Raw genomic sequence first — 13,579 nt, 5'->3', positions numbered from 1 at the left:
AATTCAGAAGGGTTATGCGTATTCAGGATGGTGATAGTTTGTATGGCTGTGAGGGCATTTATCAATGCTTTGTGAATAGTCATGATCGGTCAATTCCAAAAACAAACATAAGGTTTACCCATGACTAGCCCTCATTCTGTCTTGCAGGTGGGCATTGTCGGCGGCGGCATCGCTGGCGTGGCCCTGGCACTCGATCTGTGCCGTCACAAGCACCTGGAAGTGACATTATTCGAAGCAGCTCCCGCCTTTGGTGAGGTGGGCGCCGGTGTGTCGTTTGGTGCGAACGCTGTTCGCGCCATCGAAGGACTGGGCATTGGCAAACCCTACGAACGGATCGCTGACCGAGCCCCGCAACCGTGGCAAGACATCTGGTTTGAATGGCGTCGCGGCGCAGACGCCGGCTATCTCGGTGCCAGCGTCGCCCACGGCGTGGGCCAGTCCTCCGTGCACCGTGCAGATTTCCTTGATGCCTTGGCCAAACAACTGCCGGACGGCATCGCGCGCTTCGATAAGCGTGCGGTCAGCGCACAAGAGACGGGCGACAGGGTCAGCGTCCAGTTCACCGACGGCACGGACTATGAGTGCGACCTGTTGATCGCCGCAGACGGTATCAAGTCCAATCTTCGCGACTATGTACTTCAAGGCCTGGGCCAGCCTTTGGTCGCACCGCGATTCAGCGGCACCTGCGCCTACCGCGGCATGATCGACAGCGAACAACTACGCGCCGCCTATCGCGTGGCTGGTGTCGACGAGCACCTGATTAACGTCCCGCAAATGTACCTGGGCCTGGACGCCCACATCCTCACATTCCCCGTCAAGCAAGGCAGGCTGATCAACGTGGTGGCGTTTGTTTCTGACCGCAGCGACCCGAACCCGGTATGGCCACCAGGCACACCCTGGGTGAAAAGCACCAGCCAGGCCCAGATGCTGGAGGCGTTCGCCGAATGGGGCGATGCCGTACGCGTTCTGCTCGAATGCATTCCCGAGCCGACCCTGTGGGCCCTTCATGACCTCGACGAGCTTGCAGGTTATACCCATGGCCGGGTCGGACTGATCGGTGACGCTGCTCACGCCATGCTCCCACACCAAGGTGCCGGGGCAGGGCAAGGGCTGGAAGATGCCTGGCTGCTCGCCCGCCTGCTGGGAGACCCACGAGTGTTGGAGAGTAACGCCCAAGACGTACTCCAGGCGTATGACGCGATCCGGCGACCACGCGCCTGCCGCGTGCAGCGCACCTCCTGGGAGGCCGGCGAACTCTATGAGTTTCGGGACCTTCAGGTCGAGGATCGAGAAGCCCTCCTGTCCACCACTCTGGCTAGTCGATTCGACTGGTTATGGAACCACGACATGCAGTCGGACCTTGCAGATGCACACACTCGGCTTGGGTGGGGCTGAAGCCGTTTGATCGCGTATATCAGTTGGCAGCGCCTTTACGGGTCACAGGCTCGGCAGCAGGATTGATGGAGACCGGCTCGCGACGCGGCAAACGGCCGTTGAGTACGGCGTACGCCACCAGCCCCATCAGCAGCCCCCAGAATGCTCCACCGATGCCGAACAACGTGATGTTGGCGGCGGCAGCCAAAAAGGTAATCAGCGAGGCTTCGCGGGATTTGGCGTCGGCCATGGCACTGGCCAGGCTGCCGCCGATGGTGCCCAGCAGGGCAAGCCCGGCCAGCGTTGTGATGAAGGCTGCCGGGAAGGCCATGAACACCGCCGCGAGGGTCACACCGAAGATCCCTACGAGGATGTAGAAGACGCCCGCAGCCATGCCGGCGATCCAGCGTTTGGAGGGTTCTTCATGGGCCTCCTTGCCGGTGCAGATGGCTGCTGTAATCGCCGCGATGTTGAACGCGTGAGAACCAAAGGGCGCCATGAGCAAGGAACCCAACCCGGTGAGGGTCACGATCGGATTGGCACTGGTGCTGAACCCATCGTTGCGCAGTACCAGCATGCCAGGCATGTACTGGCCGGTCAGGGTGATCAGAAACAGCGGCAGCGCGACACTGAGCAAAGCATTGAGCGAGAACTCAGGCTGGGTGAACACGGGTGCCGCGAGTTGCAGCCCCAGCCCCGACAAATCCAGGCGTCCCTGAATCAGCAGGAAGGCCAACCCCACTGCCAGAATGCCCACCACCGCGTAGCGCGCGGTAAAACGTTTGAGCAGGATGTAGGCACCGATCAGCAACCCGACCAGCATCGGGTCAATGCTCATGCCGCCAAAAGCCCCGATGCCAAACTGCAGCAGGATGCCGGCCAGCAGCCCTGCGGCCACACCCGGCGGGATCAGTCGGATGACTTTTTCGAAGTAGCCGGACAAGCCCAATAGCACGAAGGCAGCGGCCGAGATCATGTACGCGCCCACCGCCTCGGCATAGGGCGTGGTGGCCAGGGCGACGACCAGGAATGCCGCGGCGGGTGTCGACCACGCAGTGATGATCGGCTCGCGAGAAACCCAACTGAGGACCAGCCCGGTAACGCCCACGCCAATCGACACGGACCACACCCACGAAGCTGTCAACTCAGGGCTCAGCCCAGCGACCTTGGCTGCCTGGAAGACCAGAATGAAGGTGCCGCCATAGTTGACGATGACCGAGATCAGGCCGGCGACAATCGGATGAAGGAGATCGCCGAGGCGAATAGATGACTTGGATGTTGAAGAAGGCATGGCTTTAATTTTGCTCCTTGCAAAGAGAGGTACTTGGCCTCGACTGGAAAGTGATTTATAACGCTGAACTGGCCTGTTTAGCCCCTACACTTTTGCGTATGCAACCAGACCACTTTTCTTTGCAGGCCAACTTATTTATCTAGGGCAGACCGCATGGCAAAAACCTTCGAGCTCGAAACACTGAAGATGCGGCTCACCGACCCCGAGTTTCAGTTGCTGGATCTGCACCAGCAGATTCAGCGAGCCCTGCGTGCACTGATCCTCGACGGAGCCCTTGACGCAGGCCTGAAACTGCCGGCAACCCGGGTTCTGGCCAAGACGCTCGGCGTTGCCCGCGACACGGTCGAGAACGCCTACGTGCAATTGCAGCGTGATGGCTTCATCGTGCGGCGCGAGGGTTCGGGCAGCTATGTATCCGAGACGGTTGGTACCGAATTGCGCGGGGCGGCGCGTCGGCGTATGAAGTTGCAAGACACCCCACGCAGCGAGGTGGCGCCAGGACCGGGTTTGAGCCGGCGCGGTCGGATGATTTTCGACAGTGGTGGAGTTAACGATCAACAGGTGATCAAGGCCTTTGCCACAGGTCTGCCGGAAACCCGCACCTTCCCCACCGATGTCTGGGAACGCCTGCAACGCCAGGTCATGAAGGACTACCGCGGCAATGTGCTGCTGCACGGAGACCCGCAAGGCGCCGAGCCTCTGCGCAAGGCCATAGCCACCTACTTGAACCTCGAACGCGGGGCCACATGCTCCCCCGATCAGATTCTGGTGTTGAGCAGCACTCGCCAGGCCCTGTTCCTGTGTGCCCAGTTGCTAGTGGACGCCGGCAAACCAATCCTGCTGGAAAACCCGGGCTACTACGGCGCCAGGAAGGCCTTTGAAACCGCCGAGACCAAGGTCGTGCCCATTGACGTCGATGCCCAGGGCATCCGCACGGACCTGCTGTACGCCGACCGTAGCGGCGCCAATTGCGTCTATGTCACGCCGTCTCATCAATACCCCACCGGCGCGACCTTGCCGCTGGAGCGTCGTCTTGAGCTGATCAACTGGGCAGCGGAGAAGGGCAAGTGGGTCATCGAAGATGACTACGACAGCGAGTTTCACTACGACGGGCAGCCTACTGCCTGCGTTCAGGGCCTGGACAAGTACCAGCGTACCCTCTACATCGGCACCTTCAGCAAGACCCTCTACCCTGGGTTGCGAATGGGCTACATGGTACTGCCCCACGAGTTGATCAACGCCTTCACCTACGCGCGCAGCATCATCGACGGTCACACGCCACAAATCCTGCAACTGACCCTGGCGCGTTTTATGGAGGACGGCCACTACAACGCCCATGTCCGGGCCATGCGCAAGCTGTATGCCGGGCGCCGTTCCATCATGCTCGATGCGATCGGCAAGCACCTGGACGGCATCGTTACCGCTTTGCGTCCTCCCGGCGGGCTACAAATTCCCTGCCTGCTGCACGATGGTTGGTCGGAGGAAAGGACCCTCCGCCAAGCTGCCAGCGCGGGCGTGCAACTGCCCGGCCTCAGTCGGCTGTACGCCGGCGAGGAGAAGAAACACGGTTGGCTATTGGGGTATTCGTCCTTGACCGCCTATGAAATCGAAGCAGCGATGCTGCGCCTGGCCAATGCGCTGAGTAAGTAATAGGCCTGCAAAGCCCCAGCTCTCTTGGCCCCCATAGCGAGTAAACATTTCAAAAAGGGCAACTGGGGCAACCTGCCGCTGGTGGATGTGAGTACCGGCGAGCTGACCGATATGTGTGAAATGCGGTTGTACGTAAAAACCTTGCTGGTCTCCCGACCGCTGGCCATTGTTGCTTGCTGAGCGTTCCGCTAGGACTGGTCGGGGTGGTTGGAGTACGTTTGCGTCATGCAGGTCGGTTCAAGTCTTGATGGCGCTCCACCTAATGCCCCGGCTTTGCCCAACTGAAAAAGACGTTCAAGATTTTCCCCCTACGTGCTATCCATGGCTGTTTGTCGACAGGAGTCGAGCATGACCACGCTTCCCACCATCACCGCTGATCCTTTCCAATGGCTTGAAGACGTCGAAGGCGAGCAATCGATGCACTGGGTGCAAGCTCAGAACCTCAAGACCGAAGACCGACTCGCCCGCTCCGACAGCTTCCGGCAAATCAAAGCCGATGTGCTGGAGATGCTGGACTCGGACAGCAATATCCCCCACGTCGACAAGGTCGGCGCCCATTACTACAACTTCTGGATGGACGCCGCTCACCCGCGGGGCCTGTGGCGTCGCACCACGCTGGCGGAATACCGCAAGCCTCAGCCTGCCTGGGAAACGCTGCTGGACCTGGATGCGCTGAACGCCGCCGAGGGCGAAAACTGGGTATGGCACGGTGCTGACTATTTGCGCCCGGACTACCAGCGCTGCCTGCTGGCGTTGTCCCGCGGCGGCGCGGATGCGAGTGTCACCCGGGAGTTTGATCTGGCCACCAAGACCTGGGTCGAAGACGGTTTCCAGTTGCCCGAGTCCAAGGGCGGCCTGGGCTGGATCGACCATGACAACGCCTATGTCTTCACCGATTTTGGTGAGGGCACGATGACCCGCTCCGGTTACCCGCGCATCGTCAAACAGTGGCAGCGTGGTACGCCGATGAGTGCCGCCCGTATTGTCTACGAGGGCACGCTGGATGATATGTACATTGCGGCGATGCACGATGATACGCCGGGCTATGAGCGTGATTTCGTCAGCCGCACGCTGGCGTTCTACAACAACGAGCTGTACCTGCGGGGCAGCGACAACCAGTTAAGCAAAATCGACGCGCCGAACTCGGCGGAAAAGTCGGTATACAAAGACTGGCTGCTGCTGGAACTGCGGGAGGACTGGACGCTTGATGAGGTGTTTGTGGCCGGTTCGTTGCTGGCGATCCGGTTCGATCGTTTCATGGCAGGGCAGCGGGATTTCGACGTGCTGTTCACCCCTACGGACAGTACCTCGCTGGCGGGTTTTTTCTGGACGCTGAATCACCTGGTGCTGAACGTACTCGATCACGTCAAAAACCGTCTCAGTGTGCTGACTCCCGGCGCGAACGGATGGCAGCACAGCGCGTTCACCGGCGCGCCCGGCATGGGGACGGTGTATGCCAGCGCGGTGGACAGCGACGACAGTGATGCGGTCTGGCTGGTAACCACCGACTACCTGACGCCGACCACCTTGTCGCTCGCCGAGATCGGTCATCCGCCCGAGGCACTGAAAACCCTGCCGGCATTCTTCGACTCCAGCCTGCACCTGGTCGAGCAGCACTTCGCGGTGTCCAGGGATGGCACCCGTGTGCCGTATTTCGTGGTGCGCGGGAAAGACTTGCCACTCGATGGCACGGCGCCGACCTTGCTCTATGGCTACGGCGGTTTTGAACACTCCCTGACCCCGCATTACTCCGGTGAAGTAGGCCGCGCCTGGCTTTCGAAAGGCGGGGGGTACGTGGTTGCCAACATTCGCGGTGGCGGTGAATACGGTCCTCGCTGGCACCAGGCGGCACTCAAGCAGAACCGTCCGCGCGCCTATGAAGATTTTGCCGCGGTGGCCCGTGACCTGATCGGCCGTGGGATTACTTCGCCCCGACATCTGGGCGCGGAGGGTGGCAGTAACGGTGGCCTGTTGGTCGGCAATATGCTGACCCAATACCCTGAACTGTTCGGTGCAATCGTCTCCCAGGTGCCCTTGCTCGACATGCAGCGTTACCACCTCTTGTTGGCCGGAGCGTCGTGGATGGGGGAGTACGGTAATCCGGACGAGCCTGAAGAGTGGGCGTACATCCAGACGTTTTCGCCGTACCACCTGTTCGATCCGGCGAAGGCCTACCCACCGGTGTTTTTCCTGACCTCGACCCGCGATGACCGCGTGCATCCGGCCCACGCTCGCAAGCTGGCGGCGAAGATGATGGAGGCTGGCAAGGACGTGACGTACTACGAAAATATCGAAGGTGGGCACGGCGGGGCGGCGGACAATGCACAGGCTGCGCACATGAGTGCGCTGGTCTACAGCTTTTTGTGGGAGAAGTTGAGCGTCAGCCGCGACTAACCGGCGCAGGCAGTTGCCAGGTTGGCGATCAACCATTCACTGAAGCACCGTGCCAGCGGGTTGTTTTCGCTGTCACGGTGGGTCAGCAAGGCCCAGTTGGGCCCACGAATGGTTGCCTCTACCAGCGGCTGCAATAGCCCGCTTTCCAGCGGCTGGCGACTCAATAACCGGCTGACCAGCGCAATCCCCAAGCCCGTACAGGCCGCATCCAGCAACAGCCCCGGGTCAGAGAAGTTCAGCCCCTGATCCTTCTGGCCCACATCAATCCCGGCCTCTACCGCCCAATGGCTCCAATCCATCTCCCGCTCGCCGTGGAGGGTGGTGCGTTGCTCCTTGGGCAGTGCCAACACGCGCGGATGGCACGCTGGGAAAAGGCGGTCGGCATGCAGCACCTTGAAGCTGCATTCGGCCTGGGAACTGATGTCGTCGCGCACGGCGAGGTCGATGGTCTGGCTGGCCATGTCCGGGACTTCGTCGGTGCTGAATATCCACAGGTCTACTTCAGGGTGCTGGCGGCGGAAATCTTCCAGGCGCGGCAACAGCCAGTGGCGGGCGAAGGTTGGCGTGGTGTTGAGCACCAGTTGATTGGGTTTGCGGTACTGCCCCAGGCGACGAACCCCCACGGCCAATTGCTGCAATAACGCCTGGGTGGTGCTGAGGAAATCGTGCCCGGCATCGGTCAGGCTGACGCTGCGCCCACTGCGGAAAAACAGCGGCTGTTCCAGGTACGCCTCAAGGCTGCGAATTTGCTGGCTGATTGCCGATTGGGTGAGGTGCAGTTCCTCGGCGGCCTTGTGGAAACTGCCCAACCGGGCGGCGGCTTCGAAGCCGCGAAGGGTGCCCAGGGGCGGCCAATGGTTAAGCATGCTGATAAGTTCCTCTAATCAGTTTTCCACAAAATCCATCGTTTGTTTGCCCGTTTTTACAGCCGTAGCATGCATGCCAAGACCTCGCAGACAGTTTTCATTGAACACAATGACTTAACTCAAAGGTATTTGTCATGCAGCAGAATGAAATTCAGGACAGTGGCTGGTGGATGCCGGCGGAGTGGGCCAGGCATGCGGCGACGTGGATGGTCTGGCCGCATAACCAGGCGCTTTGGGAGTCTGGCTGGGGCGTTACGTTGCCACTGGTGCAGGAAGACTTTGCCCGTGTTGCCAATACCATCGCGCGTTTTGAACCGGTGAAAATGATCGTTGACCCTTCGGCCGTCGCCAGCGCCAGGGCATTGTGCGGGCCGAACATTGCACTGATCGAACTGGCGGTGGACGACAGTTGGTGTCGCGACTCCGGCCCGAGCTTTGTGTGCCACCCGCAACAGGGCCTCGCCGGCGTGAGCTGGCGCTTCAATGCATGGGGCGGCAAGTCGGCCCATGACCTGGACGAAAGCCTGGCCCGCCGCGTGCTCAATCACATGGGCATGGAATGCTTCGGCACGCCGTTGAGCAACGAAGGTGGCGCGATTCATGTGGACGGCGAGGGCACGTTGATTACCACCGAATCGGTGTTGCTCAATCCCAACCGTAACCCTGGGGTGACCAAGGCCGAGATCGAGGCGATCTTCACGCGCTTGCTGGGCGTGAAAAAAACCATCTGGCTGCCAGGGGATCCCGACCATGTGACCGGCGACATGACCGACGGCCATGTGGATGGCGTGTGCGCCTTCGCCCGCCCGGGCGTGTTGCTGGTGGATGCCACCCACGACAAACACTCGGTGTACGCCGAGGTGGTTCGGGAAAATCGCCGTGCCCTGGAGTTGGCCACCGACGCCTGCGGCCGCCGCTTCGAGCTGATCGAGCTGTATGAAGCCACCGACGCCGTAGACACCGAGGCCGAAGTGTTTTGTGCCTCTTACACCAACTTTTACATCGCCAATAACGCGATCATCATGCCGGCCTATGGCATTGACGCCGACCAAGTGGCCGCCGATGTATTGGCCCGGGCGTTTCCGGGGCGCGTGGTGGTGCCGGTACGGATCAGTCACCTGGCCCACGGCGGCGGCGGGGTGCATTGCATCACCCAGCAGCAACCCGCCTGGCCGGTGAAGGGGTGATGTCATGTCCGTACTGACGATTGGTGTCACGCAAATGCCCTGCACCTGGGACCTGCCGAACAACCTGGATCTGGCCGAACAATTGGTGCGTGATGCGGCCAGCAAAGGCGCCCAAGTGATCCTGCTGCAGGAGCTGTTTGCCACGCCGTATTTTTGCATCGAGCAGCATCACAAACACCTGGCGCTGGCGCAGGAATACCGGCACAGCGCGGTGCTCAAACGCTTCGCCGCCCTGGCCCGGGAACTGGGCGTGGTGCTGCCCCTCAGTTGGTTCGAAAAGGCCGGCAATGCCTGTTTCAACTCACTGAGCGTGGCCGATGCGGATGGGCAGTTACTCGGGGTGTACCGCAAGACCCATATCCCCAACGCCATCGGTTATCAGGAGAAGGAATACTTCAGCCCCGGCGATACCGGATTTCGGGTCTGGGACACGGCATTCGGGCGCATCGGCCTGGGCATCTGCTGGGATCAGTGGTTCCCCGAGACCGCGCGCTGCCTGGCGCTGATGGGCGCCGAAGTGTTGCTGTTTCCCACGGCCATCGGTTCTGAGCCGGGCTGCGCGGCCCTGGATTCCCGGGACCATTGGCAGATGACCATGCGTGGGCATGCGGCTGCCAACCTCGTGCCGGTAGTCGCCTCTAACCGTGTCGGCCGCGAGGTGGCGACTACCGACCCGACTTTGCAGATGGACTTCTACGGCTCGTCCTTCATCTGCAATCACAAGGGCAAGTTGCTCGCCGAAGCGGACCGCGACAGCACCGGTGTGCTGGTGCACCGCCTGGACCTGGCGGCGATGCGCGAGGACCGCCTGACCTGGGGCATCTACCGCGACCGTCGCCCGGAAATGTATGGCGGTTTGTTGAGTCTGGATGGTCACCACACCTACCGAGGGCTTTGAGATGAAGATCGCTTGCACGCTGTTGCTCTGCTGCCTGGCGCTGGCGCCGTCGCTGCACGCCGAAGAAAAGACCTTGAAGCTCTACAACTGGGCCGATTACTTCGCCGAGGACACGTTGTCGCGGTTTACCGCCGAAACCGGGATCCAGGTGATCTACGATGTGATGGACGGCAGCGAAACCCTGGAGGCCAAGCTGATGGCCGGCGGCAGCGGATATGACCTGATCTTCCCTGGCGACACCGTGGGCGAACGGCTCATGCGTGCTGGAAGCCTGCAACCGCTGGATCAGTCCAGGCTCACCGCCCTGAAGGATATCGAGCCCGGTTTGCAGAAGCTGCGTACGCACTACAACTACTCGAACACCGCCACCGTTCCTTACACCTGGGGCACCATCGGCCTGACCTACAACACCGAGCAAATCAAGCAGCGCCTGCCGGACGCGCCGGTCAACAGCCTCGACCTGTTGTTCAAGCCGGAGCTGGCCGCCAGGTTCGCCGACTGCGGGATTTCCCTGATCGACTCACCGGACGAAGTGCTGGCGGTAGCACTCAACTATTTGGGGCGTGACCCACGCAGTGCCAAGCCGGCAGACCTTGCTGCCGCCAGCGAGCTATTGCTCAAGCTGCGGCCCTACATTCGCAAATTCCAGTCGCAACCGGTGACCGACCTGGTGAACGGCAACCTGTGCCTGTCCCTCGGCTACAGCGGCGACATGACCCAGGCGCAACGGGCGGCGGATGCTGCCGGCAAAAAGGTTACGTTCGACTATCACATCCCCCGCGAAGGCACGACGGTGTGGATGGACACCATGGCGATCCCCGTCGATGCCCGGCATCCGGAGTACGCCTACGCGTTCATCAATTTCGTGATGCGCCCGGAGAACATGGCGGCGATCAGTAACTTCACCGGCTATCCCACCGCGAACGCCAAGGCGCGTCCTGATGTAGATCCGGCAATGCGCAACAACCCGCAGATCTATCCGGATGAAGCCACGTTCGAACGGTTGATCCCGGGTAAAGATATTCCCCAGGCGGACATGCGTGCGCGCATGCGGGTCTGGACCAAGTTTAAGACCGCTACCGTCAAATGATTCAACTTCCAGAGGCACTTATGGCAACACGTCGCGAATTCATCAAACAGGTATCGGTGTTAGCCGCCCTGGGCGCAGCCGCGTCCGTAGGGTTGGGCTCACGCTGGGCACAGGCCGCCAAAAAGGGGAGCTGGATCATGCCGGACGAAGGTGAAAAACATCAGCAAGCGTTCATCGCCTTTGGCGCGCAGGAGGCCATTCACGAAGACTTCACGCCGGATGTGCAAGAAGCCCTGGGCCGGATCGCCCGCGCCATCGCCCGTCACGAGCCGGTGACCGTGTTCTGCCGCGAGGATGAGCGGGCGCTGGCCGAAGAAAAATGCGGCACCCACAACACCACATTCGTGGTCACCGAGCTGGACGACATCTGGATGCGCGACACCGGCGCCAATTTTGTCGTCGATGGCCAGGGCGGGCTGGGCGCCGTGGATTTCAACTTCAACGGCTGGGGTAATAAACAACAGCACGCCGAGGATGCGCAGTTGGCCGCCCTAGTGGCTGAAGTCACCGAGGCCCAGCCGATTCGCAGCGAACTGGTGGGCGAGGGCGGCGCCATCGAGGTGGATGGCCACGGCACCGGGATCATGACCGAAAGCAGCTGGATCAATACCAACCGCAATCCGGGCTGGAGTAAGGCGGATGTCGAGGCCGAGCTGAAGACGCGCCTGGGCCTGCGCAAAATCATCTGGCTACCGGGCATCAAGGGCAAAGACATCACCGATGCCCACGTCGATTTTTATGCACGCTTCGTCAAACCAGGCGTGGTGATTGCCAACCTCGACACCGACCCCGGATCCTATGATCACAAGGTCACGCTGGCGCACCTCGACATCCTCAAGCAGGCCACCGATGCGGACGGACGGCCGCTGCAGGTGCACACCGTGTCGCCGCCGCTTAATCCACGCAAAAGCCGGTTCAGCCGGAACAATCCGGATTTCGCACCGGGTTATATCAACTACTTCGTCATCAATGGGGCGGTGATTGGACCCGAGTTCGGCGACAAGGTGGCCGACGCAAAAGCCCTAGCGCTACTGTCCAGGCTCTACCCGGAGCGCGAGGTGGTGCAGCTCAATATCGATGCAATCGCGGCGGGTGGTGGTGGGATTCATTGTGTGACCAGTCACCAGCCGATGGTTTAGGCGGGGGCGTCCAATGCCAGCTTCAGATGACGGTACGCCTCGACCAACTGGGCCTGGGTAAAGCCCAGGTTCCTGCCGCTGGGATTGGGCAGAACCCACACAGCCGCATGCCCCAGGGTGTGCGGTTGAAGCCCCCAGGCAATCTGCTTCTGCCCGCTCAACGCGCTATAGGCTGCCTTTCCCAGAAACGCCACATACCGTGGCGCATAACGGGTGATCTTGCGTTCAAAACTCGCTGCTGCTGCCTTGAATTCATCCGCTGACAACTGATCCGCCCGGGCCGTAGGCCGCTCCACCACCGTGGTCAGCCCGCACTGGTACTGCAGAATCGTGCGGTCGTTTTCCGGCTGCACTTCATGGGGCGTAAACCCGGCCAGGTGCAGCGTGCGCCAGAACCGGTTGCTCCTGCCCATGAAGTGACGCCCGGTGGCGGCGGCCTTCAGTCCCGGGTTTATTCCGCAGAAAATCACGGCCAGGTCTTTGGTCAGAATGTCGTCGAGTGTTTCGTTCATGCTGAGTCTCAGGCAAGGGTCTTTCACGACGTTTGGAATAACACAGGGGGCGGTCTGGCGTATGGCGTTAGTCGGGATGGATACCCTGTGAACCTGTTCAGGCTATCTTTTACAGCGGCTAAATCGGCTTTCCTGCCGATTTACCCGCTCCACCGTGCCTACTTGCGGCCATCGTGGTTAACGGGGCCATCAGATCAAAATCAAAAGCAGATCAAGAGCAGAGCTGCTTTATGTGGGAGCGGGCTTGCTCGCGAAAAACCTGAGAACGCCGCGTTCATCCAGAATGCCAACGTCATCGTTAACGACCTTCGCGAGCAAGCCCGCTCCCACATTTGGACCGTGCCCGCTTCTGGTTTTGCTGTTGCTGTTGCTGTTGCTGTTGCTTCACCACACTCAAGCCGGCCTGTAGGCCGCTGTGTTGTTGATCTGCTGTTGATCTTGATCTTAGGCGCCCCGTTAAACCACGCTGGCCGAACGCAGGCTTTGGAGCGTGGGTAACCCGGCAGGACGCCGGGTTAGCCGCGCTGGGCCAAGGATGGCCCATCGCGGCGGCCCACGCTCCAAAGCCGGAGTGAGGGCACACCGAGCCTAGGCGAGGTGCCGAGTGGTGGGGCAAGAGCGTTTTGCTTACTTTTGCGCTGTTCAAAAGTGAGCCGCTGTAAGAGCGGAACCAATCGAAGCCATCACCCCAATAACGGATATGCCCCCTAACCCAACAACGCCCGAGCAAACTCATCAGACGCAATAAAGTCCATGGCCTTACGCAACTCGCAAGCCGCCTCAGCACCAAAAGCCGCATCAAACCGCACCGCCATCTGCCTGGACACCACCCGCGCCTCCTCGTACTTACGCTGCCCCGCATCGGTCAACAGCACCCGTCGGCTGCGGCGGTCCAACTCATCCACCTGCAACACCACCAACCCATCCCGCACCAGCGGCTTGAGGGTATGCCCCAGGGCCGACAAATCCATCACCAACGATTGCGCCAAATCACGCATCTTCGGCGCGTCCCCATTGGCGATATGGTTCATCAACGAATACTGAGTAGCCTTCAGCCCAAACGGCAAAAACGCCTCATCATAGATTTGCGCCATCCGCCGGGACGCACGACGCACGGCGCCGTTAGAGCAGGTGCTGGGACTATTCAGGACGGGCGGTGCGCATTTCACAGGCTGATC

11 protein-coding genes are annotated in these 13,579 nt (G+C 60.8%); 7 read left to right on the top strand and 4 right to left on the bottom strand.

Annotated features, from left to right (window positions below; translation table 11 throughout):
- The first annotated feature begins 120 nt into the window (after positions 1 to 120).
- A complete protein-coding gene (gene salA / locus HBJ59_RS00505) occupies positions 121 to 1,395 on the top strand; it encodes a salicylate 1-monooxygenase (RefSeq protein WP_167662498.1) in 1,275 nt (424 codons plus the stop codon).
- Positions 1,396 to 1,414: 19 nt separating this feature from the next.
- Here the strand turns inward: salA and HBJ59_RS00500 are convergent, their stop codons facing one another.
- Positions 1,415 to 2,665 (bottom strand): benzoate/H(+) symporter BenE family transporter, encoded by a 1,251-nt coding sequence (locus HBJ59_RS00500; protein ID WP_167662497.1) that lies wholly within the window; start codon positions 2,663 to 2,665, stop codon positions 1,415 to 1,417.
- A gap of 153 nt (positions 2,666 to 2,818) precedes the next feature.
- On the opposite strand from HBJ59_RS00500, the gene HBJ59_RS00495 reads away from it, so the two are divergent.
- A complete protein-coding gene (locus HBJ59_RS00495; protein ID WP_167662496.1) occupies positions 2,819 to 4,315 on the top strand; it encodes a PLP-dependent aminotransferase family protein in 1,497 nt (498 codons plus the stop codon).
- Positions 4,316 to 4,663: 348 nt separating this feature from the next.
- Positions 4,664 to 6,709 carry a prolyl oligopeptidase family protein gene (locus tag HBJ59_RS00490; protein ID WP_167662495.1) on the top strand — a complete coding sequence of 682 codons (2,046 nt, stop codon included), beginning with the start codon at positions 4,664 to 4,666 and terminating at the stop codon, positions 6,707 to 6,709.
- Here HBJ59_RS00490 and HBJ59_RS00485 read toward each other — a convergent pair.
- Positions 6,706 to 7,575 (bottom strand): LysR substrate-binding domain-containing protein, encoded by an 870-nt coding sequence (locus HBJ59_RS00485; RefSeq protein ID WP_076014551.1) that lies wholly within the window; start codon positions 7,573 to 7,575, stop codon positions 6,706 to 6,708. The two genes, HBJ59_RS00490 and HBJ59_RS00485, sit on opposite strands and share 4 nt — an antisense overlap.
- Positions 7,576 to 7,709: 134 nt before the next feature.
- Here HBJ59_RS00485 and HBJ59_RS00480 point away from each other — a divergent pair, with 134 nt between their 5' ends.
- Genes HBJ59_RS00480 through HBJ59_RS00465 form a run of 4 tightly spaced genes read left to right on the top strand, consistent with a single transcriptional unit; the run spans position 7,710 to position 11,889 of the window.
- Positions 7,710 to 8,762 (top strand): agmatine/peptidylarginine deiminase, encoded by a 1,053-nt coding sequence (locus HBJ59_RS00480; RefSeq protein WP_167662494.1) that lies wholly within the window; start codon positions 7,710 to 7,712, stop codon positions 8,760 to 8,762.
- Positions 8,763 to 8,766: 4 nt separating this feature from the next.
- Entirely contained in the window at positions 8,767 to 9,660 is an 894-nt protein-coding gene (aguB, locus tag HBJ59_RS00475) for an N-carbamoylputrescine amidase (protein ID WP_076014553.1), read from the top strand.
- A gap of 1 nt (position 9,661) precedes the next feature.
- Positions 9,662 to 10,750 carry an extracellular solute-binding protein gene (locus HBJ59_RS00470; RefSeq protein WP_167663412.1) on the top strand — a complete coding sequence of 363 codons (1,089 nt, stop codon included), beginning with the start codon at positions 9,662 to 9,664 and terminating at the stop codon, positions 10,748 to 10,750.
- 20 nt (positions 10,751 to 10,770) lie between these two features.
- Positions 10,771 to 11,889: an agmatine/peptidylarginine deiminase gene (locus tag HBJ59_RS00465; RefSeq protein ID WP_076014555.1), complete on the top strand. Its 1,119-nt coding sequence runs from the start codon at positions 10,771 to 10,773 to the stop codon at positions 11,887 to 11,889.
- Here HBJ59_RS00465 and mug read toward each other — a convergent pair.
- Entirely contained in the window at positions 11,886 to 12,401 is a 516-nt protein-coding gene (gene mug / locus HBJ59_RS00460) for a G/U mismatch-specific DNA glycosylase (protein WP_167662493.1), read from the bottom strand. The two genes, HBJ59_RS00465 and mug, sit on opposite strands and share 4 nt — an antisense overlap.
- Before the next feature lie 707 nt (positions 12,402 to 13,108).
- Positions 13,109 to 13,495, bottom strand: coding sequence for a MarR family winged helix-turn-helix transcriptional regulator (locus HBJ59_RS00455; RefSeq protein WP_083676658.1), 387 nt, complete (start codon positions 13,493 to 13,495; stop codon positions 13,109 to 13,111).
- Positions 13,496 to 13,579: the final 84 nt, after the last annotated feature.

The organism is Pseudomonas sp. AN3A02 (assembly GCF_011765255.1).
Lineage (GTDB): Bacteria > Pseudomonadota > Gammaproteobacteria > Pseudomonadales > Pseudomonadaceae > Aquipseudomonas.
Note: the sequence above shows the minus strand (reverse complement) of the source record. Positions and strands in the feature narration are given on the sequence as shown.

Excerpts from the sequence above, each read along its gene's own strand:
- salA (WP_167662498.1), top strand. The coding sequence starts at position 121 with ATGACTAGCCCTCATTCTGTCTTGCAGGTGGGCATTGTCGGCGGCGGC.
- HBJ59_RS00500 (WP_167662497.1), bottom strand. The coding sequence starts at position 2,665 with ATGCCTTCTTCAACATCCAAGTCATCTATTCGCCTCGGCGATCTCCTT.
- HBJ59_RS00495 (WP_167662496.1), top strand. The coding sequence starts at position 2,819 with ATGGCAAAAACCTTCGAGCTCGAAACACTGAAGATGCGGCTCACCGAC.
- HBJ59_RS00490 (WP_167662495.1), top strand. The coding sequence starts at position 4,664 with ATGACCACGCTTCCCACCATCACCGCTGATCCTTTCCAATGGCTTGAA.
- HBJ59_RS00485 (WP_076014551.1), bottom strand. The coding sequence starts at position 7,575 with ATGCTTAACCATTGGCCGCCCCTGGGCACCCTTCGCGGCTTCGAAGCC.
- HBJ59_RS00480 (WP_167662494.1), top strand. The coding sequence starts at position 7,710 with ATGCAGCAGAATGAAATTCAGGACAGTGGCTGGTGGATGCCGGCGGAG.
- aguB (WP_076014553.1), top strand. The coding sequence starts at position 8,767 with ATGTCCGTACTGACGATTGGTGTCACGCAAATGCCCTGCACCTGGGAC.
- HBJ59_RS00470 (WP_167663412.1), top strand. The coding sequence starts at position 9,662 with ATGAAGATCGCTTGCACGCTGTTGCTCTGCTGCCTGGCGCTGGCGCCG.
- HBJ59_RS00465 (WP_076014555.1), top strand. The coding sequence starts at position 10,771 with ATGGCAACACGTCGCGAATTCATCAAACAGGTATCGGTGTTAGCCGCC.
- mug (WP_167662493.1), bottom strand. The coding sequence starts at position 12,401 with ATGAACGAAACACTCGACGACATTCTGACCAAAGACCTGGCCGTGATT.
- HBJ59_RS00455 (WP_083676658.1), bottom strand. The coding sequence starts at position 13,495 with ATGGCGCAAATCTATGATGAGGCGTTTTTGCCGTTTGGGCTGAAGGCT.